Here is a 23,632-nt window from a genome sequence, read left to right as displayed (position 1 = left end):
CGCGGGCGCTACAGGCAGGGCGGGCGCTACAGGGCGGGCGGGTACAGGAACAGCGGCACCTGGGCCGCGGGGAACGTGCGGGTCACGTAGCTGTGCTTGCCGCCGTAGTTGTACTCCTCGAGGAGCACGGTGCCGTCGTCGTTCACCTTCTGCACGTACGAGACGTGGTTGTAGGTCCACCACGCGACGCAGCCGACGATCGGGACGCTGCTGGTGGCCCAGCCCTTGGCGGCCCAGTTATCCGGCCACTCGTAGGCGCTGCCGCCGAGCGGCGTGATGTTCCCCCAGGTGTACTTCCACGGTGCGGAGGTGCGGCCGGCGTCGCGGTTGAGGCGCCAAGCCACGAAGTCGACGCACTCGCGGTAGTAGTAGCCGAGGGGCGAGAGGCCGCCTCCGTCGTCGTCGATGGTCTCGTAGGGCCAGGGGTAGTCGTCGCCGACCGCGCGCGTCTGCACGGTCGAGAACTCGCCGCTGTTCGACCCGGAGAGCACGGCCGCCTGGCGGCTCGCCTCGTCGAGCTGCGCCTGCGTCGGAGCCGCGAACGCGTCGCGGACCGCGGTCTGGCCGGAGGCCTCCGACGAGACGGTGAGGTTCTGGAGGCCCGCCCTGCTCGCTGCGGCGCGGCCGGTCGCGGTGGCGGAGGTGCTGCGAGCGCCGTACGCGGGGATCGCGGCGGTGGCGAACAGGCCGCCGACGACCGAGAAGGTGGCGAAGCCCAGCGCGCGGCGGCTCAGGCCCCTCGAGCGGGTCGGCTCGGCCGACGTGCGGGCCGCGGAGGTGCTCGGAGCGGCGGAGCGACGGGGCGCGGCGAGGCTCGACAGCGAGGAGGGGGAGGCGCCGGCCGGGACCTCGACGGAGACGGTCGACCCGGCGGCAGGGAGCGCGGAGGCGGCGGATCCCGGAGCCACGCCGCCCCCGGCAACGGCGGCTCGGGGGACGCCGGCCCGGGGAACGGCGGCCTCGGGAGCCCCGACGGCCTTCTCGGCCGCCGCGGTCTCCTCCGGCGCAGCGACGGACGGGTTCTCGGCATCGGCACCGGACGCGGCGGCGAGCCTTTCGGCCGCGCGCGCCTCCCTCCGAGTCAGGGGGACGGTGCTCGAGGTGCCGGGACACTCCTCAGTGCGGGGAATGTCTGGCTTCGACACGCGTGCGGTCTCCTCGTGCTGGTCGTTCGGGGATAGGGGGCCAGCGGGGTGTCCGGCGAGCATCGAGTCTAACGCGGCCCTGCCGGATAACGGAACGGTCACGGTGGATGTGGACGGATGTTCTCCACACGCTCTCGACCCGCGGTGCCAGGATGGGGCGCAACCGGGAAGGAGCTCCTCATGACCGCATCCACCGCCCCCACCGGGCCCGTCCTCGTCGGTGTCGTCGACGGCCAGCGGCCCGAGGTCCTGCGGACCGCCGCGCGCGTCGCCGCCGATGCGGGAGCCTCTCTGCTGCTCGTCTCGGTGTCAGCCGATCCCTACCTGGTCGGCGAGTACGTCGATCCGATGACCGGAGGCATCCCCCTGGGCTTCGTCGGCGCCTCTCCGGATCGCGGCCAGGGTCCGAGCATCCCGCCGGTGCTGCGCGAGACGGCCGAGCACGAGCTCGCCGACAGTGGCGTGCAGTGGTCGCTGCGCGCGGCCCAGGGCGAGCCCGCTCTCGCGCTCGCTCAGGTCGCCGAGGAGGTGGACGCGCGGATGATCGTCGTCGGCACGCGCGACGCCGGCGTGCTCGCGAGCATCGCCGAGTTCCTCAGCGGGAGCGTCGCAGCGCACCTCGCGCATCACCAGCACCGCCCCGTCCTCGTCGTCCCGCGCGCCGACCGCGATCCGTCGCGCCCCGCGCCGTGGGACCTCGCGGAGTGACGCGACCCCTCCACCTCCGGCCCGCGGCGATCCTCCTGGTCGCCGCGGGCGGCGCGGTCGGCACGGCGGGCCGCGCCGCGGTCGCCGTCTGGCTGCCTCCACTCGGGGCGCTGCCGATCGCGACGGTCCTCGTCAACCTGCTCGGGGCGTTCCTCCTGGGCCTGCTGCTCGAGGGGCTCGCGCGCCGCGGACCCGACGAGGGCGGTCGGCAGACGCTGCGCCTCCTGCTCGGCACGGGCGTGCTCGGCGGCTTCACCACCTACAGCACTTTCTCTCTCGACACGGTGACCCTGCTCGAGGGCGGGCACCTCGCCGAGTCGCTCCTCTACACCGGAGGCACGCTGGTTCTCGGCGGCGCTGCCGCCGCGCTGGGCATCGCAGTCGCGGGTTGCCGACGGGTGGCCGCGTGACTCCGGGGCTGCTCATCGCGGTCGCGCTGGCGGGCGGGCTCGGCTCGGCGGCTCGGCTCGTGCTCGACGGAGTCGCCCGGCAGCTGGTCCCGGTGCGCTGGCCGGTCGGCACAGCGCTGATCAACGTCGTGGGCTCACTGCTGCTCGGAGTCGTCACCGGGCTGGCGCTGACCGGCTCCGTGGACGCGTCGTGGCGGCTCGTGCTGGGCACCGGACTGATCGGCGGCTTCACGACCTTCAGCACTGCGAGCGTCGAGGCGGTGCGGATGCTGCTCGCCGGCCGCTGGACTGCGGGGCTGGGCTACGGGCTCGGAGTGGGAGCACTCGCGTTCGCCGGAGTCGCCGTCGGGCTCGCTCTGACCGGAGTCCGTCCCGGTTGAGCCGCCCCAGCTCGCGGGCCACGGTGGAGCGACTTCCGCGTTCTGACGCGGAAAGCCTCCGCCCCTGACCGTCATCGGGCGCCCGGATCCGCGCCGGATGCGTGAAGATGGGCCAATGACATCCGTGGGGGGCGTTCAGGATCTGCGGTTGGCCGTCGTCGACGACCAGCCGCTCTACCGTCACATGCTCACCTCAATGCTGCGTTCGGTGGCGGGCGTACGGAGCGTCGCCGAGGCGGGATCGGCCGCGGAGGCGCGCTCGACGCTGCGGCCCGCCAAGCTGGACGTCGCGATCCTCGACATCGAGCTCGGAGACGGCGACGGGATCGAGCTCGGCCGGCGATTGCGCAGCACGGCGCCCGAGCTGGGCATCGTCCTGCTCTCAGCGGTCGACGCGATGCACCGCTTCCTCCGGCTTGATCGGAGCGAGGCGCGCGGCTGGAGCTATCTCTCCAAGTCCTCCTCCCTCTCGGCGCCGGCCCTGCTCGCCGCGGTCAGGGCGACCGCCGCCGGCCGCACCGTGCTCGACCCGGCGCTGGTCGCCGCACGGACCGCCCGGCGCGACTCGCCGGTCGCCGGCCTGAGCCCGCGCCAGTACGAGGTGCTGGCGGGTCTCGCCTCCGGGCTGACCAACGCAGCGATCGGCGAGCGGCTGGGCATCGCCGTCCGCTCGGTCGACAACCACGTCAACGCGGTCTACGCGGCGCTCGGAGTGCGCTCGGACGGGCAGCGCAACCCGCGGGTCGATGCGACCCTCCACTTCCTCGAGCACACGGGATGAGCGCGACGTCAGCCGACGAGCGCCAGGACAACCGGATCGTGCTCGGTGCGATGGCCCTGCTCGGCGGGGTCCTCTCGCTACTGGCCGCCCTGCAGTCGGTCTTCGCGCTCGGGATCCTGTCGCAGACCCTCCGCGGCGTCGTCGCCGGCCCGATGCTCGACGTCACCGTGCGGGTGCTCGTCAACGTCACGTCGATCGGCGTCGCGATCGCCGTGGTCGCGGTGCTGCGGCCGGAGCGGCTGTCCGGCCGGCCCCGCGCCATCCGGACCGTGCTGATCGCCGCGGCGGTGGGAGTCGTGCGGTGCAGCCTCCAGGTGCTCGGGGGCGTCTATCCGCCCGGAGCCCTCGACGCCCTGGTGGTCGAGCTGGCCGTGGGCGCGATGGTGGTCGTGCTGATCTGCTCCTACGGTTACCTGCTCGTGCGTGCTGCTCGGCGCGTCCGCGACACGGAGCGGCAGCGCGCTCGCGCCTCCGTGCAGGCGGTCGAGGCGGTGCAGGCACTCCAGCAGGAGGAGCTGCGGGTGCGGCGCGAGGTGGCTCAGAACCTGCACGGGCGCCTCCAGAACACTCTCGTGGTGCTCGCCGCGGAGCTCGCCGCGGTGGCCGACGCCTCCGCTCCCGGCACCGCCGACCGGCTCGCGAGCATCGTCGCGCGCCTCGACCGGCTGCGCGAGGAGGAGGTGCGGGCCGCCGGCCACGCGCTCTACCCCGTCGACATCGAGCACGGACTCGTCGCGGCCGTCCGCGACCTCGTCGCGCGCCTGCCTCCCGAGATCGCCGTCGACCTCGACCTCGGTGGTGTCCGTGCGCTCGAGGCCGAGGGCTGCGAACCGCCGCTCGAGCAGCGGGTGCTGCTCGCGCGGCTGATGGAGGAGGGGGTCACCAACGCGCTCAAGCACGGCGCAGCCCGTTCGCTGCGGCTGCACGGCGCGATCGACGTCGGCACGGTGGTGCTGACGCTCGACGACGACGGCAGCGGCCTCGGCGGCCCGCCGACGCGATCGGGCCTGGAGCGCCTGCATCGGCAGCTCTCGGTCTACGGAGGATCGTTGGAGCTCTCGGCCTCGCCCGCGCTCTCTGGCGCTCGGCTGCTCGTGCGCCTGCCGCTCTGCGACGGGGCGCGGGAGGCGGTCGGCCGGCTGCGCCTGCGCGTCCCGCCTCAGGCGGGGTAGACGAGCAGCGCCTCCGGATCGACGGCGAAGCCGATCTCGCTGCCGGGGGACAGGTCGAGCCGTGCCGCCCGCGCCGGGTCGATGTCGGCTCCCAGCAGTGCGCTGCGCACCCGCACGACGTCGCCCCGCGGCTCCACGTCGGTGATCTCCGCGCGCAGTCCGCCCTCGCCCAGCGCGACCGCCGAGGGCCGCACGGCGGCCAGTACCGCGGTGCCCGGCGCGATCGGTTCGGCGGCGACTCCGGCGAGCGCGTGCCCCTCCGCCGTGCGCAGCCCCGACCCGGTGCGCACCCCGGAGAGCAGGTTCAGTCCCGCCAGCTCGGCGGTGAACGCGGTGCGCGGCCGGGTGAGGACCCGGTCGGCCGGTCCCTCCTCGACCACCGTGCCGCCGTGCAGCACGACCACCCGGTCGGCGAGCGTCCACGCGTCGAGCACGTCGTGGGTGACCACGACGGCCGAGCGCTCGGCGAGCACCTCGCGCAGCATCCGCCGCAGCACCGGTGCCACGCGCGCATCGACGGCGGCCAGCGGCTCGTCGAGCAGCAGGAGGCGCGGCTCGGTCGCCAGCGCGCGCGCGAGCGCCACCCGCTGCGCCTGACCGCCCGAGAGGCTTGTCGGCCGCCTGTCGGCGAGGTCGAGCACACCGACGGCGGCCAGCTCGCGCTCGGCCCTCGCCCGCGCGGCCGCGCGGCCCAGGCCTGCGCTGCGGGGGCCGAACGCGGCGTTCTCTCGCACGGTCAGGTGCGGGAAGAGCAGCGGGTCCTGCGCGAGCAGGGCCACGGGGCGGCGGTGCGGAGGCGTCCAGCGACGCTCGTCGAAGAGTGTCGCCTCGCCGAGGTGCGCGCTGCCCGTGTCGGCGCGGGCGAGTCCGGCGATCAGCTCGAGCAGGGTCGACTTGCCCGCCCCGTTCGGCCCGAGGACGGCGATCGTCTCGCCGTCCTCGACCTCGAGCGCCGCATCGAAGCCGCGCTCGGCGAGCCGCGCGGCGAAGCGCAGGCTCACCGGCGCACCTCCCGGGACGAGCGGCCGTAGGCCAGACCGATCACGAGCACCGCGACCGCGACCAGCACCAGAGCGAGCGCCACCGCCGCGTCGGGGTCGGTCTCGCGCTGGAGGTAGATCTCGAGCGGGAGGGTCCGCGTCGTGCCCTCGAGGCTCCCTGCGAAAGTCAGCGTCGCTCCGAACTCGCCCAGTGCCCGCGCGAACGAGAGGATCGCTCCCGAGGCCAGCCCGGGCAGGATCAGCGGCAGAGTGATCCGCCGCAGCACCGTGCCGGGCGAGGCGCCCAGGGTCGCGGCGACCGCCTCGTAGCGGGAGCCGGCGCTGCGCAGGGCCCCCTCCAGAGTGAACACCAGGAATGGCAGAGCCACGAAGGTCTGCGCGAGCACGACGGCCGTGGTCGAGAACGCGATGCGGATCCCCAGCGCCTCCAGCGCCCCGCCGAGCAGGCCGAGCCGCCCGAAGGTGGCGAGCAGCGCGAGACCGCCGACGACGGGCGGCAGCACGAGCGGGAGGAGGACGAGCGAGCGGAGCAGGCGCTGCCCGGGGAACGCGGTGCGCGCGAGCACCAGCGCCATCGGAGTGCCGAGCAGCAGGCAGAGCAGGGTGGCGGCGGCGGCGGTGCGCAGGCTGAGCAGGAGGGCAGCGACCGAGGAGTCGGAGGTGATCAACGGCACGAGCTGCGGCCAGTCGACCCTGGTGAGGATCGCGGCGAGGGGCAGCAGCACCAGCAGGGCGCCGGCTGCGGCGGCCGCGACGACCCAGCCCGGCAGGCCGGAGCCGGTGCGGGGCGGGCCGATGCGAGTCCGGCCGGTGCGAGTCCGGCCGGTGCTGGGCGGGCCGGAGCGCTGCGGGCCGGTGCGGGGCGGGCCGGTGCGCATCCGTCCGGTGTGCATCAGTGGCGGGGGAGCGGCGTCTCGACGATGACCGTCGTCGCCTTGACCACCGCGACCGCGGGCGAGCCGGGCGCGAGCCCCAGCTCGCGGACCGCCTCGCTGCTCATCAGCGAGACCACCCGGTGCGGCCCGCACTGCAGCTCGACCTGCGCCATCACCGTGTCCATGACGATGTCGGTGACGATCCCGACGAAGCGGTTGCGGGCGGAGCGGCCGACGGGAGAGGGATCGTCCGGGAGGACGGCGTTCGCCCGCGCGAGCTGCGCGACCTCGAGGCCGTCGACGACGCGCCGCCCCGAGGCGTCCTTCGCGCTCGCCAGCGTCCCGTTGTCGATCCACCTCCGCAGCGTGTCGTCGCTGACCCCCAGCGCGGCGGCGGCCTCCCGGATCCTGATCTGCGGCATGCCGTCGATCCTACGTCCGCACCTGCGTTTCTGCGGGGTCGGCGTGCTCGCGGCAGTCTTGCCGCGCCGGTCGGCCGGCGACCGCGAAAGCCCTCGGGAGGCGGTCAGCGGCTGCGCGGCGCCCCGCCGCCGGCAGCCGCACCCGCGGTCGGAGTGGTGCGGGTGTCGACGCTCGCCGTGAGCGCGACCGTGTAGCCGCTGGTCGCGTCGCCCGTCATCGTCGCGAGCTGGAGTGCTGCGCCGTCGTCGCTGAAGACCATGTCGTCGTCGAGGCTCACCTGCGCCAGGTTCCGCGCGGACCCCGGGTAGTCGTCGAGCGCGTAGACCGCGTCGCACGCCTCCTCCCGCAGGGCCACCTGCGAGGTGGCGATCGCGTTCGTCGCGTCGGTGATCGACTCGACGTCGGGGTACACCTCGAAGTGGATGTGCGGCCAGCGGCCGGAGTAGCAGCCGGGGATGATCGAGGTGAACGAGACGGTGCCGGCGCTGTCGGCGACCTGCACACCGCGGAGGTAGGTCTCGTCCTCGACTCCGCTGGAGTACATCGAGTAGTTCCCCGCCGCATCGCAGTGCCACACATAGACCGCGGCCCCGGCGAAGGGCGCGCCGCCGTTCGCCGCGTCGAGGATCGTGAGGTTCAGCGCCATCGACACGCCCTCGGCCGTGGCGCCACCGTCGATGCTCGTGCGCAGATCGCTCCGGACGATGCCCGATCGCTCGAGCACGTCGACGCCGTTCGAGCCGTCGCCGGGGTAGGGGCCCGCGGTCTCGTCGGGGATCTCGGCGAGAGCGGCGGGTGCGGTGGGAGTGGCGCTCGCGGTGGCGGTGGCCGTCGCTGCGCCCGCCGCTCCTGTTCCGGATGCTGGTGACGTGCACGCCGCGAGTCCGAGCGTCGCCGCGCCTGCGCCGACGAGCGTCAGCACGCCGCGCCGCGAGAGCAGCGTGCGCACGTCGAACGGGAGGCCCTGGTCGACCACCTCCTCCTCGGGGCGGTCGAGCGGGCGGCCCTCGTAGGCCGGTCCGTCGGGCGTGTTCCGGGGCTCCGGGATGCGGGTCATAGTCGTGCTCCTCGTCGATCGGGGTGTCCGTCCCGAGCAACCCTGATCGGGTCCGCTATGCGCACCCTGTGGCCCTCCTCTGACCCCGTCGCGACTCTCCTGGTGCTCCGAACCCGACCCCGAATCGGTTCTGGCGGAATAAACTTTCCCCAAAAGGCCGTCGGGCTGGCAGAGTCGTTCGGCGGCCGACTACTCGATAGCTCCGCCGTCGAAATTTGTCTTGCGGTACGATGTACCGGCCCGGTCGCCGAGTCCGAGCGGAGTCTCTCATGCGAAGGTAGGCAGGCTGATTCGAATTTCAATTCCTCGACGCAAAATACCGTGGAATAAGAAATCCGCGCTTCAAGTGGTCTCGGCGGCGGCAGTCGTTGTGGTGATGAGATTTATCGGCCGTTTCTCCAGCGTCGTGTACTTCGCGGTACCGGCGGTGGCCGCGGTGGTGACGTGGCTTGCGACCTACGTGATCTACCGCGATTCCTGGGGAAAGCTGTCCCGGCCGATGTTCCTCCGGTCTGCGTTGGCGGCGATCGCGCTCTTCTTCCCGGCAGGCCTCGTATACTATCCCGCCGGGCCTTATCTCCTTACCGCGGCAATCACCGTGTATGTCGGCTTCTTGTCTCGGCGTCGAACAGTGATCGCTGCTGGAGTCGTAGTCGCGGTGCTCTCTGTAGCGCAAGGCAGCCAGGTTCTTCAGTTCTTTCTTGTGCCAGCCGCCGCCGAAGGGGCTGCTGCTCTCGGCGAGATTGTGGCGCTTGAGCGCACGTCAGCCCTCCTCAGCGGAGGCATCCTCCTGGTAGCCGGCGTGATACTCATGTGGCTCGAACGCCGGGCGAAAATCCCCGTTTAGAGCAGGTGACCCCTCCTTACCGAAGTGCTCCACAACGTCCTCAACGAGTTGTCTCTCCAAGGTGGTGTGCGATGGCTGCGATCCAACGGGCGGACGCGCGCACAGCCGCCTTGGTCGACGTCGCTCTCGCCCTGCCTGCCGACGAGGCGTCATGACCGACCTGGACAGGTGGGGCGTGCTGACCGAGGGGGTCGTGCAAAAGTTCCCCTCCCGGGGCGCTGCCCGGCGATTCCAGGACGCTCACGCCGAGTTCTGGGGGCGGCGATCGCCACCGATGATCGTCGACGGTGAGCGGTGGGTCGAGGCCGACCAGAAGGCGGCTGATCCATCGGAGTGGAGCGGGCGTCGGCTGCGGTGAGCGTTCGCCGTGAGGTGGATTCCGACGTTCTGGATCATCTCGAGCGGCTGGACGCGCAGCTGCCAGCGCTCTCGTGTCTGGGCCTGTGTGAGCAGTCCTGTCACGAGCACATCGACGCCTCCGCGGCGGAACGGGCGAGGCCCCTCAAGCGGGGTGTCGACCTCGACTTTCCGACAACGGATGGGGCGTGCCCTGCGCTGTCGAGGACCTTCGGAGTCGGCCGCTGCACAGTCCACGAGGTGCGGCCGATGATCTGTCGGCTGTGGGGGTCGTCGGGCGCGATGCCATGCCCGCACGGGTGTGTGCCCGAGGGTGGTCGGGTCAGTGACGGGCAGGCCATGCGGTGGATGCTGTCGAGTCTCGACGTCGGCGGACATGCCGGCACTCCGCCGGAAGTGAACGCGCTACTCGAGCAGTGCCTGGCCGACGAGTACGCCGCGCTCGCGCGGCAGGCGTGGACCGGATGACGGTGCGGAAGGCACTCGGGAAGTAGTCCTTGAACTGCGCCCGCAACAACGGACCACGCCCGCGCGAGCCGCTCCCCTCCGCGCCGCCACGTTCGCACCTCGCTCCAGTAGTGCAAGCACTCGCGACAGAGCGGTGCTGCGCCCGTCAGGTGACGTCGACTGCGTCCCAGAACGCGGCACGCAGCCGGAAGCGGACGGCGTCACTCAACGAGTACTCGCCGATAGCGGCCGAGAGGTCCAAGAGGAGCGCACGGTCGAGATCTCTCGGCACGAACGGGCGATTGTCCCGAAGCTCAACACGTTGCTCAGACGTAGCTGCCCCGGCCCACGCCGTATAGGTCTTCTGCGCGACCTCGTCGATCACCTCCTCTGAGGCCGCGGTCGGACTCTCGATTGAAGATCGAGGGTCCGCCGATGAGTAGACCAACGTTGCATCGCTCGCGGCCGGCCGCGAGACGGGTCGCGGAGTCGGTGCTGAGGTCGCAATCCGCGCGATATCGGCGGGCGTCGGAGAGGAGGTCGAAGGTGTCGCGGACGGCACCTCAGCCTCGATCCCGGTGGCGGCCATCGGGCGGATGGACGTATCGAGGAGCTGCGCGTCGAGGATCTCAAGACCGTCGGCGGCGACCGAGAGATGACGGCTGACTCCGTGTGCCGGCCGGGTCCGGGACGGGACCGCGAGAACGATGACCTGCACACCCTGAGCTTGCGCCTCATCGACGGCCTCGGTGAGGTCGTCGTCGCCGGAGAGAAGATACATCGTGTCGACGGCGCCGGTTCGAGAATGACCGACCATATCAAGACCAATCCGAAGGTCCACGCCCTTCTGCTCGCCATCGACACCGATCCTGCCCAACCGCAACTTCACCCGAGGCAAGAGGGAAATCTCCTCCTGAGCGGACGTCGCTTTCCCATCACGGGCAGCGTCATACCAGTACACACGCAGCAGAGGCAGCCCGCTGCGCTGCTCGACCAGAGCGATCAGGTCCGCGAGCAGGACCGTGTAGTCGACACTGATACCCCGACGGATCGAGGAGCCGGTCACACGAGTCGCCGCGGCCGCAATCAGATAACCGGCATCAACATAGAGAGCGGAACGGGATCGCACGATCCTCCTCGAAATAAGCATGGCCTCGAGCATCAATCCTGACGACAACCCGAGATCGCGATTCTAGATGCGGGACCTGTAACACTCGAACCTGAGGGTTATTCAGAGCACACGATCCACGGCCTGGGAACTGGCGTTGATCAGCCATTTTGCAGCGATCCAGCAGGGCCCTGAATAGCCCTTCCTGACTCTTTCAGAGTTGAACGGACCGAGCGCACACCCGTCACCGGTCAGCCGGTCTACGTGCCCGCTACCGATCGACTTCCCAGGAGGTGCACCGGCCCCTAGGCAAGTCGTCCGTCGCCCTCGCGAAAGAGCCGGCGCCGACGTCGCCTGAAGGGCACGAACCAGAAGGCGCACCGCGATGACCGCGACCACCGCAGACGGCCGCTGGGTGCCGCGGGTCGATAGAGCGAAGCGAGCCTGGATCGACTTCCAGGCCATCTCCGACGCTGCAGGTGTCTCCTCACGGAGGTGAGCGGCGCCTTCTGCGCGTCGTCGCGGTCGCTCATGCCTCCGGCTTCGACACCCCGAGCCGCACCAGTGAGATGGCGGAGGACACGCCGCGCTTCGGCAACACGACGCCCCTGTGCACCTGGCCGGAACAGAAGAACGACTGACCTGGGCAGCAGGAATGAGGAACTGCAGCGCGAGATCACCCGTGCCGCGCTCGAAGCGCTCGAGGGCACCGGATTCGCTCCCGCCGGTTCCGGTGCGATCCGCGAGCACAGCGTCATCAACCGACTGACGGAGGACGTCGACGTGTTCACCTCGGACACTGACGTCGCCCACTTCCGCCGCGCGGTCGACCAGGTGCGCGCGGGCCTCGGGGTGTCCGTCGTGAGCAGGGCCGGCTACGTCTCTGCCCGACCCCGCTCGGAAGCCGTCACGACTCTCCCGGCGCTCCGAATCCGGCCGCGGCGAGAACGGCCTGCCCGGCGTCGGAGGCGGCGTACGCGACGAAGGCCGCTGCCGTGGCGGGATCGCCCGCTCCCGTCAGCGCGGCGATCGGGTAGGTGTTCACCGCCGCCGAGGCCTCGGCGAAAGGGATGCCCGTGACCGAGCCGCCGGAGCCGAGGACATCGGTCGCATAGACGAGTCCCGCGTCCGCCTCGCCGGACGAGACCTTGCCGAGCACGTCGGTGACCGACGACTCCTCGCTGACCGGCGCGATGTCCACGCCGGCCGCCTGCTCGACCGCGGCGGCCGCTGCTCCGCACGGCACCTGCGGAGCACAGAGCACCGTGGCCGTCCCCGGCCGGGCGAGGTCGGCGAGCGAGCCCACCTGCGCGGGGTTGCCCGGAGGAACGGCGATCTCGAGCGTGTTGGTCGCGATGTCGACGGGGTCGCCTGCGACGAGGCCGGCGTCCGTGAGAGTGGCCATCGTGCGCTCGTCGGCCGACGCGATGACGTCGGCAGGGGCGCCGTTCACGATCTGCGAGACGAGGTCGGCAGAGCCGGCGAACGAGAGCTCGACGTGGGCGCCGGGCTCGGCGGCCTCGAAGTCCGTCGCGAGCTGCGTGAAGGCGCCCTTCAACGAGGCCGCGGCGAAGACGGTGATCGAGCCGCCCTGACCGGCCGCGTCGTCCGACGTTCCCGAGGAGGAGCCTCCTGCGCCGGCGCACCCGGTGAGCAGCAGCAGGGCGGCGGTGGGCAGCGCGAGGGTGGACGGATGAAAGCGCACGGCGGCCTCCTCAACAGTTCCGCACCTGCGGAGCTGGAGCCAGCCTAACCACTCGCCTGCGGAGACTCAGGCCACTCCGTACCGCTCTCGAGGATCGATCAGCGGGTACCCCGGAGCCACCGGCACCGCGATACCGAGGTCGTGGATCTCTTGCCGCCGCAACCGGCCCGCAGCCGGCTCGTGCTGCTGGAGCAGCTCGATCACGTTGCCGTCCGGGTCGGCGAGGTACACCTGCTCGACGAAGTCGTCGCGCACCCGGTAGCCGCCGCAGCGCTCGAGCCCGCGGGCGGCGAGCGCCTCGAGGAACGGCGCGAACGACTCGACCATGATCGCGAAGTGGTGCACGAGCCCCGTCTGCAGCTCGTCCTCCTCCCACCGCGGCGGATTCGCGACCAACCGGCCCGGCGTCTTCTCCTGGACCACGTGGATCTCGGCCGTGCCGAGGCGGAAGTACGCCCCGTGGAACACGAAGTCGCTGGGGCGGGTGAACTCGGAGCACCCCAGCACGCCGACGTAGAAGTCGCGCGTCGCGTCGAGGTCCGAGACCACGAGGGCCACGTGGTGCAGGTGAGCGGTCGGGGTCATGGGGAGTCGTCCTTCTCATCGTCGAGTGAGCGGTGCGGTCGGCGCCGCGGGTCGCCCCAGATTCGCCCGACCTGCGCGCCGTGATCGACCGCGTCGTCGCCGCGGCGGCCAGAACGGACGGATGTCCGCTCTCGCCGCTCTCGCGACACGATCCGTCGCCGAGCTCCCGGTCGTCCTCTTCACTGGCGGCAGTCGCCACTGCAAAGGAGCATCACCGTGACCTTCCCCCTCGCCGTCCTGTCCATCGTGCTCAGCGTCGCCGCACTGCTCGTGCTCATCGTGCGGCTCCGGATCCACCCCTACATCGCGATGACGGCGGTCGCGGTCGTCCTCGGGCTGGTCTTCGGCCTGCCCCTGATCGACAAGGAGCGCGGCGTCCTGGCCGTGCTCGAGGGCGTTCTCGGACCCGCGCTGGCGCACATCCTGCCGCTGGTGGGGCTGGGCTGCATCATCGGCGAGATCATCTCGCGCTCCGGCGGCGGCGAGCTGCTCGGCCGCGTCCTGCTGCAGAAGGTGGGGCCGCAGCGCGGGGTGCTCGCCGTCGTCCTCGCCGGCCTGCTGGTGGGCAGCACGATCTTCTTCGACACCGCCGTGATCCTCCTCGCCCCCATCGCCCTCTCGATCGCCCGGCAGGCCGGTCGTCACGCGGCCTTCTTCGCGGTGCCGATGGCGATCGCCGTGCTCGCCGTCCACGCGATCCTCCCTCCGCACCCCGGAGCGGTCGCGGTCGCCTCGGCGCTCGGCGTCGACTACGGGCTGCTGGCGGTGCTGGGCCTGTCCACGATGCTGCCGGGCGCGGCGGTCGGCTGCCTCTGGGCCTCCCGCCGCCTCGCCCGGATCGACGCCCGCGGGGGTCTGCCCGCTCCGGAGGCCGGCACTCCCGTCGAGCGCACCGTCGCCCAGCCCGACACGCGGGCGGTCTCGACCCTCGCCCGAGGCAGGGCCGCGGCGACTGCCCCGTCCGCGACCGTCACGCACCTGCTGACCAAGCTCCTGATCGTGCTCACCCTGCCGGTGCTGCTGATCCTCCTCGCGACCGTCACCGCCCTCGTCGCACCGCAGCCGACTCCGGTGGGCGACGTCGTCCGGTTCCTCGGCACCCCTGTCATCGCGCTGATGATCACGACGGTCGTCGCCTACCTGCTGCTGCTGCCCCGGTCGGCCCGGAGCGGCGGGGGTCTGACCGAGGTCGGCCGGGTGGGTCTGCGCCCGGTCGGCGAGATCGTGCTCTCGACGGGCGGAGGCGTCGCGTTCGGCGGCGTGATCGCCGCCTCCGGCATCGGCGGGCAGCTCGTCGAGCGGCTCCAGGAGGCGCACCTGCCGCTGGTCGTGTTCGGCTTCGTCCTGGCGGCTGCTCTGCGGGCGACTCTCGGCACGACCACGGCGGCGGTCACCACCGTCGCGACGCTCCTGGCCACGACCATCGACACCACCACCGTCGATCCGACGCACGTCGCGCTGCTCGCCGTCGGCATCTCGGCCGGAGGCGTCTGCCTGTCACACGTGAACGACGCCGGCTTCTGGGTCCTCTCGCGCTACTTCACCATCCCGGAGCGGACGATGCTCTCGACCTGGACCGTCGGCGTCACGATCATGGGCGTCGTCTGCGCGACCCTGACGACTGTGCTCTGGTACGTGCTGCCGGGGGCGCCGGCCTGAGCGGTCCTCCGAGGGCTGCTTCCTCGAGTGAATCGCGCGCCTTCCTGGCCTGACGAGCTGTTCGGCATCGGGCCCGGCGCGGGGGCGGGGAGCCGCGCCCGATACCGAGCCGGTCGCCGTCTCCCTGATCGTGAGCGTCGCGGTACCGCTCGACGTGTCCGTCACCCTGCCGGAGACCGGAGACCGGAGACCGGACCGGCCGTCGGGCCGTCTCGGAGCGATCCGGCTCGCGCTCACGGCCGAGAGGGCTTCACCACTCGGGAGAGCCCGAGAGTTCGATCACCGCGACCGATCCGTGACGGACGACGAGCTCGTCACCCGCCGTGACCAGGACCGCGTCCAGGGGTGCGAGGGTGACCGCGTCCGCAGCGACGTCGTCCGAGAGCGCCACGATGAGAAGACTCTGCCCCCGGCCCGGCCCGAATCGCGACTCCGGCGCCGTGACGATTCTCAGGTCGGCTGCGGAGAGGTCGCGGGACACGATGATGGTGAGGTCGGTGGTCGGCTGCGCGACGTCGACGGCTCGCACGTCGTCCTCGCCGCGGAAGCGCAGGACGCCGTGTCTCGGCACATCCGTCGGCGTCCCGTCGATGTCGAGGCGTAGCGCGCCGTCGAGGGGCACGATGATCCGGTCGCAGCCGGGGAAGGGCGAGAACGCCCCGTCCTGCGCGATCGTCGCGATGCTCGCACGCCACCACCAGTCCTCCTCCGCGCTTGAGGGGTGACGAGCGATCTCGGAGGTCTCGCCGCCTCCGTTGCGCCAGCGGCTCACCGGGCGCGAGGCGGCACGGAGAATCTGCACGCTCACGAGCGGCGTCCGTCCTTCCAGACGGCGTAGGTCAACGGCATCCCCGGACGGTAGGCCAGGTGCGTCGCCGAGGGCGCGTCGAGCGCGTGGAGGTCGGCGCGATGCCCGACCGCGATCGAGCCGATGGCTCCGGGGCCGGCGTCGCGGTGCAGCGCGAGGGCTCCTCCGTGGGTCGCGGCCCGGACCGCCTCGTGGATGCTCAACCCCATCTGCAGCACGGCGGTGGCGACGCAGAAGGCCATGGAGCTCGTGTAGGAGGTGCCGGGGTTGCAGTTGGAGGCGATGGCGACGGGGACGCCCGCGTCGAGGAGGCGCCGCGCAGGCGCCAGTGGCGCTCGCGTCGAGAGATCGCAGGCGGGCAGGACCGTCGCGACCGTGCCCCTGCCCGAGGTCCAGCTACTGGCGAGTGCGTCGAGGTCGTCGTCGGAGACGAAGTTGCAGTGGTCGACGCTGGCGGCCCCGACCTCGACAGCGAGTCGGATCCCTCCGCTGTGCCCGAGCTGGTTGCCGTGGACGCGGAGCCCGAGCCCCGTTGCGCGCGCAGCGGTCAGCACCCGCCTCGACTGCTCGACGGTGAAGGCGCCCTGCTCGCAGAAGACGTCGGCCCACCGGACATGGGGGGCGACGCCCGCGAGCATCGGACCGCAGACGAGATCGACGTAGTCGTCGGGGTCGAGGCCGTCGGGGACGAGATGGGCGCCCAGGAAGGTCGCGTCGCCGACCTCGGACGCGGCGATCACGGCTCCGCGGACCTCGTCGTCGACGGTGAGGCCGTACCCCGTCTTCGTCTCGAGCCAGGTGGTGCCCTGGCCGAGGGCCTCCCGCACCCGGCCGGCGACGAGCCGCGCCAGCCGTTCGTCGCCGGCCGCACGCGTCACAGCGGTCGTGACGGCGATGCCGCCGGCGGAGTAGCTCTCGCCGGCCATCCGCGCCTCGAACTCGGCGCTGCGGTCGCCGTCGAAGACGAGGTGGCTGTGCGAGTCGACCCAGCCGGGGAGGAGCGCCCGGCCGCCGAGATCGGTGCGGTGATCGGCCGCGGGCGCGGCGGAGGCGCTGCCCACCCAGGCGACCAGCCCCTCCTCGATCACGAGTGCGGCGTCGTGCAGGACGGTGTGGTCGCCGTCCTGCGTCATCAGCTCGCCGATGCCGGTGATCACGTCGCTCATCGTCGCTCCCTCTGTCCTGACTGCTCCGACGGATTCGTTTCCGCCCGGCCTGTCGCCGCGGCCAGGAGTGCACCGACCTCGCCGAGGGCGGCGTGCACACCTCCGCGCGCGATGACCTGTCCGGCGACGACGACCGTGGCGACATCGCCTGCTGTGGCCGAGAGCACCAGCTGGCCGGCCTCGCTCCCCGCGGTGCGGGCGGTGGCGGGATCGATCTCGAGTAGATCGCAGGGCAGTCCCTCCTCGATCCGGCCGGCGCGCCGGCCGGTGCTCGCCGACCCGCCCTCGCCGAGGGCGCGGAGGAGCTCGGCCGGGCTGAAGCGCCCTCGCCGCCCGGAGCCGAGCCGCTCGCCGTGCTCGAGCGCTCGCGCCTCGAGGAGCGGGTCGACGACGGCGTGCTGGTCGGTGCCCAGCGCGATCACCGCGCCGGCGTCACTGAGTGCTCTCGCCGACCCGATGCCGTCTCCGAGATCGGCCTCGGTCGTCGGGCACATCACGACGGTCGATCCGGCGGCGCCGAGCAGCTCGATGTCCTCGGGGGAGAGATGGGTGGCGTGCACCGCGGAGAACCTCGTCGAGAGCAGGCCTCTCGCCTCCAGCAGACCGATCGGCGTGAGTCCGGTGGCCCGCAGGCACTGCTCGTTCTCGGCGGGCTGCTCCGACACGTGCATGTGCAGGGGGATGCTCGGGTCGAGCTCGGCCGACACCACGGAGAGCGCTGCGGCGGGAACGGCTCTGACCGAATGCAGGGCGGCGCCGACGGTGATCCGCGCCGGGTCGAACTCGGAGGCGATCGTGCGGCGCAGGTCGCCGAGCCGCCCGAGCCAGCCGTCGATCGAACCGTCGCCGAAGCGGGTCTGCTCGGCGCTCAGGGGCTCGCCGATGCCGCCGGTGAGGTAGCACGTGTCGAGCAGAGTCAGCCGGATCCCCGCGGTCGTCGCGGCGCGGGCGAGCGCCCGCTCCATCGCGTGCGGTTCGCTGTACGGCGTGCCGTCCGGTCGGTGGTGCACGTAGTGGAACTCGGCGACCGAGGTCCACCCCGCGGCGACCATCTCGGCGTACACGGCGGTCGCCACCTCCTCGTACCGAGGAGGGTCGAGGCGGAGCGCCTCGCGGTACATCAGGTCCCGCCAGGTCCAGAAGCTGCCCCCGTCGCCGTGGGTCCTGCCGCGCAGCAGGCGGTGGAAGGCGTGGGAGTGCGCGTTCACCGCGCCGGGGTGCACCACTCCGCTCAGGACAGTGTCGACGGCGGTGGCGTCGACCCCCGCTGCGACCGAGCTGATCGTCCCATCGGCGGCCGCGGTGATCCGCACCCGGCTCTCGATCCGGTCGCCGAGGAGGGCCTGCGCGGCCCAGTACGAGGTGGCGCCGCTCACAGGAGTCCCTGCAGCACGTCGGCGAGGACCGCGGCCGAGTCGTCGGCGTCGGCCTGTTCGACGAACTCCTCCGGTGAGTGCGAGATGCCCGAGGGGTTGCGGACGAAGAGCATCGCGGTGGGCACGGCCGAGGCGAGGATGCCGGCGTCGTGTCCGGCGCCGCTCCTCAGCACCGGAGCGCCGGGCACGAGTCGGGCGACAGCGCGGCCGAGTGCGGGATCGAAGCCGACCGTCGGACTCCACGACTCCTCCGTGACGACGGCCGAGCAGCCGTGGCGCGCCGCCGTCGAGGCAGCCTCACTCGCGATGCGGGCGACGAGGTCGCGGGTGACGGCGTCGTCCTGGTGCCGGACATCGAGCCAGAAGTCGACACGGGAGGCGATGACGTTCGTGCCTCCGGGGTGCGGCTCGAAGCGGCCGACGGTCGCGCGGGCGTCGTCGGTCGCCGTGGCGAGCTCGGAGACGAGCCCGACGAGGGCGGCGGCAGCGACCACCGGATCGGAGCGGTCGGTCATCGGGGTGGTGCCCGCGTGGTTGCCCTGGCCGCTCACCGTCACCTTCCACCGTCCATGCCCGAGGATCGACGAGCCCACGGCGATCGGAGCGCCGAGGTCGATGAGACCGCGGCCCTGCTCCACGTGCAGCTCGACGAACGAACCGATGCGGGCGAGTCCCTCAGGATCGGCTCCGAGGTGAGCCGCATCGATGCCGGCCTGCGAGTAGGCCTCAGCGAGCGTCGTCCCTTCGCGGTCGGTGAGCCGCCGCGCGGCGTCGGGGTCCAGCAGCCCGGTGAGCAGGCGTGAGCCCAGGCACGCCACGCCGAAGCGCGAGCCCTCCTCCTCGGGGAAGACCACGACCGCGAGCGAGCGGCCGGGTTCGACGCCCCGCTCGCGCATCCGGTCGATCGCGACCAGAGCGGCCGCGACGCCGAGCGGGCCGTCGAAGGCGCCGCCTCCCGGGACCGAGTCGAGATGGCTGCCGGTCACGAGCGCGCCCCGCATGGGTGGGCCCCACCACGCCCAGAGGATGCCGTTGCGGTCGGTCTCGACGGACAGCCCACGGCGCTCGGCCTCGTGCACGAACCACTCGCGCAGCTGGCGTTCCGCGGAGGAGAAGACGGGACGCCGGTAGCCGCCGGTGGCGCCGTCGCGTCCGATGGCGCTCACGGAGTCGAGGAGATCGCTGACCGATGCGGTCGCGTCGTTCACGGAGTCACCGTCCTTCGAAGTCAGGCGTGTCGCGGGCGCGGAAGGCTCTCAGGCCTTCGTCACGGTCGGCGCTGGCGGCGATGAGGGCGGAGAGGGCGCGCTCGTGGGCGACGCCGACGGTGAGGGGAGCGTCGAACGCCGTCAGCACGGCGTGCTTGGCCATCCGGGTCGCCAGAGGCGCTCCGGCCGCGATGCGCTCCGCGATCGCACGGCTCTCTCCGACCAGATCCGTCAGAGGCACGATCCGGCTCACGAGGCCGGAGGCGAGGGCTTCGGTCGCCGTCAGGCGCCGGCCGGTGAGCAGCAGGTCCATCGCCATCGGCTTGCCGACCGCGCGCACGATGCGCTGCGTGCCGCCGGCGCCCGGCACGATGCCGATCGACGTCTCCGGAAAGCCGAACACGGCGTTGTCGGCCGCGACGATCACGTCGCAGATCAGCGCGAGTTCGAGTCCGCCGCCGAGGGCATAGCCGGCGACCGAGGCGACGAGCGGCAGCCGGACGGCGGCCACGTCGTCCCACAGCTCGCTGAACCCGCTGGTGTACAGCTCGATCGCCCTGGCGTCGCCGAGAGAGCCCAGATCCGCGCCGGCGGCGAAGGCGCGCTCGCCGCCCTGGAGGACCACAGCCCTGGTCGTCTCGTCGCGGTCCAGCGTGCGCAGGGTGTCGACGAGCTGCACGAGCAGGTCGCGGCTGAGCGCGTTGCGCTTCTCCGGCCGGTTCAGGGTGATGACAGCGACGGCGCCGTCTTGCTCAAGGGTGATCACCTCGGTCATCGCGCGGTCCTCCGCTCGGTCAAAGCCCGGACCGTGTCGTCGCGCTCGGCGACGGCGGCGGCGAGGGTCTCGGGTGTCCACTCGTAGAATCCGCGGCCGGCCTTGGCGCCGAGGGCGCCCTCGGCGACGAGCGCGCTGACGATCTCCGGTACTCCGGCGGTGGTGTCGAGCTCGGGCATGATCACGGCCGACACCTTCTCGACGGTATCGAGTCCGGCGAGGTCCATCAGACGCAGCGGCCCGGACGCCGACCACCGCGGTGCCAGCGTCGTCTCGACGGCGCGGTCGACATCGGCGACGGTGGCGGCCCCCGATTCGACCAGGGCGATCGCCTCGCGCAGCAGCGCGTACTGCAGGCGGTTGATCACGAAGCCGGGCATCTCGCGCCGCACCTCGATCACCTCCTTGCCGATGGCGGCGCACAGGGCCATCACCCGCTCGACGGTGAGGTCGTCGCTCGCTGAGCCGCGGACGACCTCGACCAGCGGCATCACGGCGGGCGGATTGAACCAGTGCAGTCCGACCAGGCGTCCGGGTGTCTCGAGCCCGGACGCGATCTCGGTGATCGGGACGCTGGAGGTGTTGGTGGTCAGGATGCAGTCCGCGGGGACCAGCCGTTCCAGCTCGGCGAACACCTCCCGCTTGAGGTCGAGCTGCTCGACGACGTTCTCGCTGACGAACCCGGCCTCCTCGGCGCAGGCGGCGAGGTCCGTCGTGACGGTGACGCGATCGACCTCGTCGCCGATGCGCGCCTCGATCGCGGCGAGGGCGGAGGCGAGCGTCGTCTCGCTGCGGGAGTAGAGCGAGACGGGGTGGCCGTGGGCGGCGAAGACCCCGGCGACTCCCGCGCCCATGGTGCCGGCGCCGATGACGGCGATGCGGATCGGTTCGGGGGAGGTCATCGTCAGACCACCCCGCCCGCGTGCAGATCGGCGATCTCCCGGGCCGTGAGCCCCAGGTCGTGAGCGAGGATCTCGTCCGTGTGCTGACCCAGGGTCGGCGCAGCGAGGTCGGTGGTCCGCGCGGCTCCGCTGAAGTGGACGGGTTGCGGCACGACGTCGACCATGCCGGCGACCGGGTGGCGCACCGACTGCACGAGACCTCGGTGCGCGGCGTGCTCGCTGGCGGCGACCTGGGCGATGTCCCAGATGGGAGCAGCGGGGACGCCGGCGTGCTCGAGCTCCGCGACGACGGTGTCGACCGGTCGCGTGGAGGCCCAGGACTCGATCACCGCGCGGAGGTCGTCCTGGTGAGCCATCCGGGCCGGGTCGCTCGCGAAGCGCGGATCCGTCACCAGCTCGGGTTGCCCGAGGACGCTGGTGAGTCGGGCGAAGAGCGGATCGTTCGCCACGGCGATCACGACGTGCCCGTCTGCGGCGGCGTAGCCGTCCATCGGCGCGCTGATCGGGTGGCTGTTGCCGATGCGTCCAGGGAGCGGGCCGCCGCCGAGCAGCTGCGACAGCGACACCATCTGCAGCGAGAAGATGGAGTCGAGCATGGCCACGTCGACGTGCTGACCGGCTCCGGTGCTCGCCCGCTGCAGGAGCGCGGCGAGGGCGCCCCAGGAGCCGTAGATCCCGGCGACGACATCGCCGACGGCGTCCCCGATGCGCGTCGGCGGGCCGTCGGCCCATCCGGTGACGCTCATGATGCCGCCCATGGCCTGCACGATGTGGTCGTACGCGGCGCGCTTCGAGAGCGGTCCGGTCTGCCCGAAGCCGGAGATGCTGACGTAGACGAGCCGGGGATTGATGGCCTTGACCGTCTCCCAGTCGATGCCGAGGCGGGCGGTGACTCCGGGGCGGAAGTTCTCGACCAGCACGTCGGCCTGCTCGATCAGCGTGAGGAGCAGAGCGTGCCCCTGCTCCGACTTCAGGTCGATGGTGATGCTGCGCTTGCCACGATTCAGCAGCATGAAGTACGTGCTCTCACCGTTCTGGTGCGGCGTGAAGTGCCGGGAGTCGTCGCCGTGCCCCGGGAGCTCGACCTTCGTGACCGTCGCGCCGAGGTCGCCGAGCATGGCGGCGCAGAGCGGACCGGCGAGCACCCGCGCCAGGTCGAGCACCTTCACCCCGTCCAGTGGTGCGGTGGGAGGAGTCGTGTCAGGCATGGGGGTCGTCCTTCACAGTGGTGGTGATGATGCCGTGCAGCGTCCCGTCGGCGACGAGACTGCGCACTGCTTCGATGTCGGGGGCGATCTCGGTGTCGCTCGTCCGGTGGCCGACCCGAGATCGGACGGCGTCGTACACCGCACCGGTTCCGGCCCCGGGTCGTAGCGGCGCATGGAACTCGACGGCCTGCGCAGCGCAGAGGAGCTCGATGGCCACGATGGTCTGCGCGTTCGCCGTCGCCCGCCTCGCCTTCAGCGCCGCCGTCGTCCCCATGCTCACGTGGTCCTCCTGCCCGGCCGAGGTCGAGACGGTGTGCACGGTCGCCGGTGCGGCCAGCCCCCGGTTCTCGCCGGCGAGGGCCGCGGCCGCATAGGGAGGGATCATGAATCCGGACGCCGCCGACGTGCCAGCCATGAGGAAGGCCGGCAGCTCGCTGTAGTGGTGGTTCGTGAGGCGGTCGGAGCGCGCCTGCGACATCGTGCTCAGCTCGGCCACGGCGATCGCCAGGTAGTCGAGGGCGAGCGCCGTCGGAGCTCCGTGGCCGTTCCCGCCGGGCAGGGCGACGAGCTCCTCGTCCTCGACGACGAAGACGGGGTTGTCGGTGACCGAGTCGATCTCGACTCCGATGACCCGTTCCACCTCGGTGAGCGCGTCCCGCACAGCGCCGTGGACCTGGGGGATGCAGCGCAGGCTGAGAGCGTCCTGCAGCCGGTGGGTGCGGTGGGCGGCGAGGATCTCGCTCGAGGCGAGGAGCGCGCGGAGGCGATGGGCCGTCTCGACCTGGCCGGGATGCGGCCTCAGCGCCTGCAGCCGGGGGTCGTACCCGCGGCTGTTGCCGCGCAGCACCTCGAGCGACAGCGCGCCGGCCGCATCGGCGACGTCGACGAGTCTCCGGGCGGCGTGCACGGCGAGCGCGCCGACGCCGGTGATCTCGTACGTGCCGCTGATGAGGGCGTGACCTTCGCGGGGTCCCGGCTCGATCCGTTCGATCCCGGCACGCCGGAGCGCTTCGGCGCCGGGGAGCAGCTCGCCGTCGAACCAGGCGCGCCCCTCTCCGAAGACCGCCAGTCCGATGTGCGCGGTGGCCGTGAGGTATCCGACCGAGCCCTGCGCGGGCGCCCACGGCGTCACGCCCCTGTTCAGCATGTCGACCATCGTCTGCAGCAGGCGCACTCCCACGCCGCTGAAGCCCCGCGCGAGGGCCGTGATCATGACGGTCATGACGGCGCGCACGGCCGTCTCGTCGTGCGCTTCGCCCACGCCGCTGGCGTGACTGCGCAGCATGCCCAGCTGCACATCGGCGACCCGCTGGGTCTCCACCCCGACGGTGTAGAGGTCGCCCACTCCTGTGGTGAGCCCGTAGACGGGCCGTCCCGAGGCGAGGACGTTCGCGATCATCGCCTGGGTGCGCGCCACACGCTCCAGCGCGTCGGGGTCGAGTTCGACGTGCGCGCCCTGGGCCACCGCCACCACCGCCTCGAGAGAGGTGGTGGCGGTGCCGAGAGTCACCGTGGTCCCGGAGTGCACG

General features: G+C 72.0%; 26 protein-coding genes. 10 read left to right on the top strand and 16 right to left on the bottom strand.

The annotated features are described in order from the left end of the window. Positions 1 to 26 precede the first annotated feature (26 nt). Positions 27 to 1,145: a CHAP domain-containing protein gene (locus tag GSU10_RS15620; protein WP_132505339.1), complete on the bottom strand. Its 1,119-nt coding sequence runs from the start codon at positions 1,143 to 1,145 to the stop codon at positions 27 to 29. A 180-nt stretch (positions 1,146 to 1,325) separates the two neighbouring features. Here GSU10_RS15620 and GSU10_RS14130 point away from each other — a divergent pair, with 180 nt between their 5' ends. The 5 genes from GSU10_RS14130 (at position 1,326) to GSU10_RS14110 (ending at position 4,596) form a co-directional block, all read left to right on the top strand. Continuing rightward, a complete protein-coding gene (locus GSU10_RS14130; protein ID WP_158286121.1) occupies positions 1,326 to 1,853 on the top strand; it encodes a universal stress protein in 528 nt (175 codons plus the stop codon). After that, a complete protein-coding gene (locus GSU10_RS14125; protein WP_199220878.1) occupies positions 1,850 to 2,263 on the top strand; it encodes a FluC/FEX family fluoride channel in 414 nt (137 codons plus the stop codon). Before GSU10_RS14130 ends, GSU10_RS14125 begins: the two co-directional genes overlap by 4 nt. Next, positions 2,260 to 2,643, top strand: a complete 384-nt coding sequence (locus GSU10_RS14120) for a fluoride efflux transporter FluC (RefSeq protein WP_068213344.1) — start codon at positions 2,260 to 2,262, stop codon at positions 2,641 to 2,643. The genes GSU10_RS14125 and GSU10_RS14120 overlap by 4 nt, the downstream gene beginning before the upstream one ends. A 115-nt stretch (positions 2,644 to 2,758) precedes the next feature. Next, positions 2,759 to 3,424 (top strand): response regulator transcription factor, encoded by a 666-nt coding sequence (locus GSU10_RS14115; RefSeq protein WP_068213345.1) that lies wholly within the window; start codon positions 2,759 to 2,761, stop codon positions 3,422 to 3,424. Then, on the top strand, positions 3,421 to 4,596 hold the full coding sequence (locus GSU10_RS14110; RefSeq protein ID WP_068213348.1) for a sensor histidine kinase: 1,176 nt from the start codon (positions 3,421 to 3,423) through the stop codon (positions 4,594 to 4,596). Before GSU10_RS14115 ends, GSU10_RS14110 begins: the two co-directional genes overlap by 4 nt. Here GSU10_RS14110 and GSU10_RS14105 read toward each other — a convergent pair. The 4 genes from GSU10_RS14105 to GSU10_RS14090 all read right to left on the bottom strand — a co-directional run bounded on the left by GSU10_RS14105 (position 4,584) and on the right by GSU10_RS14090 (position 7,952). Further along, complete coding sequence (locus GSU10_RS14105) at positions 4,584 to 5,597, bottom strand: sulfate/molybdate ABC transporter ATP-binding protein (protein ID WP_132505348.1); 1,014 nt, start codon at positions 5,595 to 5,597, stop codon at positions 4,584 to 4,586. The two genes, GSU10_RS14110 and GSU10_RS14105, sit on opposite strands and share 13 nt — an antisense overlap. Continuing rightward, on the bottom strand, positions 5,594 to 6,475 hold the full coding sequence (locus GSU10_RS14100) for an ABC transporter permease (protein ID WP_132505351.1): 882 nt from the start codon (positions 6,473 to 6,475) through the stop codon (positions 5,594 to 5,596). The genes GSU10_RS14105 and GSU10_RS14100 overlap by 4 nt, the downstream gene beginning before the upstream one ends. 14 nt (positions 6,476 to 6,489) lie before the next feature. Then, positions 6,490 to 6,894 carry a TOBE domain-containing protein gene (locus tag GSU10_RS14095; RefSeq protein ID WP_068209849.1) on the bottom strand — a complete coding sequence of 135 codons (405 nt, stop codon included), beginning with the start codon at positions 6,892 to 6,894 and terminating at the stop codon, positions 6,490 to 6,492. Positions 6,895 to 6,998: 104 nt separating this feature from the next. After that, positions 6,999 to 7,952: an intradiol ring-cleavage dioxygenase gene (locus GSU10_RS14090; RefSeq protein ID WP_068209846.1), complete on the bottom strand. Its 954-nt coding sequence runs from the start codon at positions 7,950 to 7,952 to the stop codon at positions 6,999 to 7,001. A 346-nt stretch (positions 7,953 to 8,298) separates the two neighbouring features. On the opposite strand from GSU10_RS14090, the gene GSU10_RS14085 reads away from it, so the two are divergent. The 3 genes from GSU10_RS14085 (at position 8,299) to GSU10_RS15615 (ending at position 9,624) form a co-directional block, all read left to right on the top strand. Next, positions 8,299 to 8,799, top strand: a complete 501-nt coding sequence (locus GSU10_RS14085) for a hypothetical protein (protein ID WP_068209844.1) — start codon at positions 8,299 to 8,301, stop codon at positions 8,797 to 8,799. Between the two features lie 151 nt (positions 8,800 to 8,950). Continuing rightward, complete coding sequence (locus GSU10_RS14080; protein ID WP_068209841.1) at positions 8,951 to 9,157, top strand: hypothetical protein; 207 nt, start codon at positions 8,951 to 8,953, stop codon at positions 9,155 to 9,157. 338 nt (positions 9,158 to 9,495) lie between these two features. Beyond that, complete coding sequence (locus tag GSU10_RS15615) at positions 9,496 to 9,624, top strand: hypothetical protein (protein WP_277871438.1); 129 nt, start codon at positions 9,496 to 9,498, stop codon at positions 9,622 to 9,624. 145 nt (positions 9,625 to 9,769) lie between these two features. Here GSU10_RS15615 and GSU10_RS14075 read toward each other — a convergent pair whose 3' ends face one another. Beyond that, complete coding sequence (locus GSU10_RS14075) at positions 9,770 to 10,765, bottom strand: NYN domain-containing protein (protein WP_199220879.1); 996 nt, start codon at positions 10,763 to 10,765, stop codon at positions 9,770 to 9,772. 425 nt (positions 10,766 to 11,190) lie between these two features. Between GSU10_RS14075 and GSU10_RS14070 the strand changes: the two genes are divergently transcribed. Beyond that, a complete protein-coding gene (locus GSU10_RS14070) occupies positions 11,191 to 11,352 on the top strand; it encodes a hypothetical protein (protein ID WP_158286122.1) in 162 nt (53 codons plus the stop codon). Positions 11,353 to 11,618: 266 nt separating this feature from the next. Here GSU10_RS14070 and modA read toward each other — a convergent pair whose 3' ends face one another. Next, positions 11,619 to 12,416 carry a molybdate ABC transporter substrate-binding protein gene (gene modA, locus GSU10_RS14065; RefSeq protein WP_068209835.1) on the bottom strand — a complete coding sequence of 266 codons (798 nt, stop codon included), beginning with the start codon at positions 12,414 to 12,416 and terminating at the stop codon, positions 11,619 to 11,621. A 66-nt stretch (positions 12,417 to 12,482) separates the two neighbouring features. Further along, the gene (locus GSU10_RS14060; protein ID WP_068209832.1) at positions 12,483 to 13,001 is read right to left on the bottom strand and encodes a VOC family protein; all 519 of its coding nucleotides are present in this window, start codon (positions 12,999 to 13,001) and stop codon (positions 12,483 to 12,485) included. Positions 13,002 to 13,217: 216 nt separating this feature from the next. Between GSU10_RS14060 and GSU10_RS14055 the strand changes: the two genes are divergently transcribed. After that, positions 13,218 to 14,660 (top strand): GntP family permease, encoded by a 1,443-nt coding sequence (locus tag GSU10_RS14055; protein WP_068209829.1) that lies wholly within the window; start codon positions 13,218 to 13,220, stop codon positions 14,658 to 14,660. Between the two features lie 250 nt (positions 14,661 to 14,910). Here the strand turns inward: GSU10_RS14055 and GSU10_RS14050 are convergent, their stop codons facing one another. Genes GSU10_RS14050 through GSU10_RS14015 form a run of 8 tightly spaced genes read right to left on the bottom strand, consistent with a single transcriptional unit; the run spans position 14,911 to position 23,631 of the window. Next, positions 14,911 to 15,468 (bottom strand): HutD/Ves family protein, encoded by a 558-nt coding sequence (locus GSU10_RS14050; protein ID WP_068209827.1) that lies wholly within the window; start codon positions 15,466 to 15,468, stop codon positions 14,911 to 14,913. Continuing rightward, positions 15,465 to 16,634, bottom strand: coding sequence for an imidazolonepropionase (gene hutI / locus GSU10_RS14045; RefSeq protein ID WP_068209825.1), 1,170 nt, complete (start codon positions 16,632 to 16,634; stop codon positions 15,465 to 15,467). The genes GSU10_RS14050 and hutI overlap by 4 nt, the downstream gene beginning before the upstream one ends. Beyond that, complete coding sequence (locus GSU10_RS14040; RefSeq protein ID WP_132505357.1) at positions 16,631 to 18,010, bottom strand: formimidoylglutamate deiminase; 1,380 nt, start codon at positions 18,008 to 18,010, stop codon at positions 16,631 to 16,633. Before GSU10_RS14040 ends, hutI begins: the two co-directional genes overlap by 4 nt. Then, positions 18,007 to 19,218 carry an allantoate amidohydrolase gene (locus GSU10_RS14035; protein ID WP_068209819.1) on the bottom strand — a complete coding sequence of 404 codons (1,212 nt, stop codon included), beginning with the start codon at positions 19,216 to 19,218 and terminating at the stop codon, positions 18,007 to 18,009. The genes GSU10_RS14040 and GSU10_RS14035 overlap by 4 nt, the downstream gene beginning before the upstream one ends. Before the next feature lie 4 nt (positions 19,219 to 19,222). Then, entirely contained in the window at positions 19,223 to 19,993 is a 771-nt protein-coding gene (locus tag GSU10_RS14030) for an enoyl-CoA hydratase-related protein (RefSeq protein ID WP_068209816.1), read from the bottom strand. Then, complete coding sequence (locus GSU10_RS14025) at positions 19,990 to 20,895, bottom strand: 3-hydroxyacyl-CoA dehydrogenase family protein (RefSeq protein WP_068209813.1); 906 nt, start codon at positions 20,893 to 20,895, stop codon at positions 19,990 to 19,992. Before GSU10_RS14025 ends, GSU10_RS14030 begins: the two co-directional genes overlap by 4 nt. Positions 20,896 to 20,897: 2 nt before the next feature. Further along, entirely contained in the window at positions 20,898 to 22,103 is a 1,206-nt protein-coding gene (locus GSU10_RS14020; RefSeq protein ID WP_068209810.1) for a CaiB/BaiF CoA transferase family protein, read from the bottom strand. Next, positions 22,096 to 23,631, bottom strand: a complete 1,536-nt coding sequence (locus tag GSU10_RS14015; protein ID WP_199220880.1) for an HAL/PAL/TAL family ammonia-lyase — start codon at positions 23,629 to 23,631, stop codon at positions 22,096 to 22,098. The genes GSU10_RS14020 and GSU10_RS14015 overlap by 8 nt, the downstream gene beginning before the upstream one ends. Position 23,632 lies beyond the last annotated feature (1 nt).

Origin of the sequence: Rathayibacter tanaceti, assembly GCF_009834165.1 — a bacterium.
Taxonomy (GTDB): Bacteria; Actinomycetota; Actinomycetes; order Actinomycetales; family Microbacteriaceae; genus Rathayibacter; species Rathayibacter tanaceti.
This window is presented reverse-complemented; position numbering and strand designations above follow the sequence as displayed.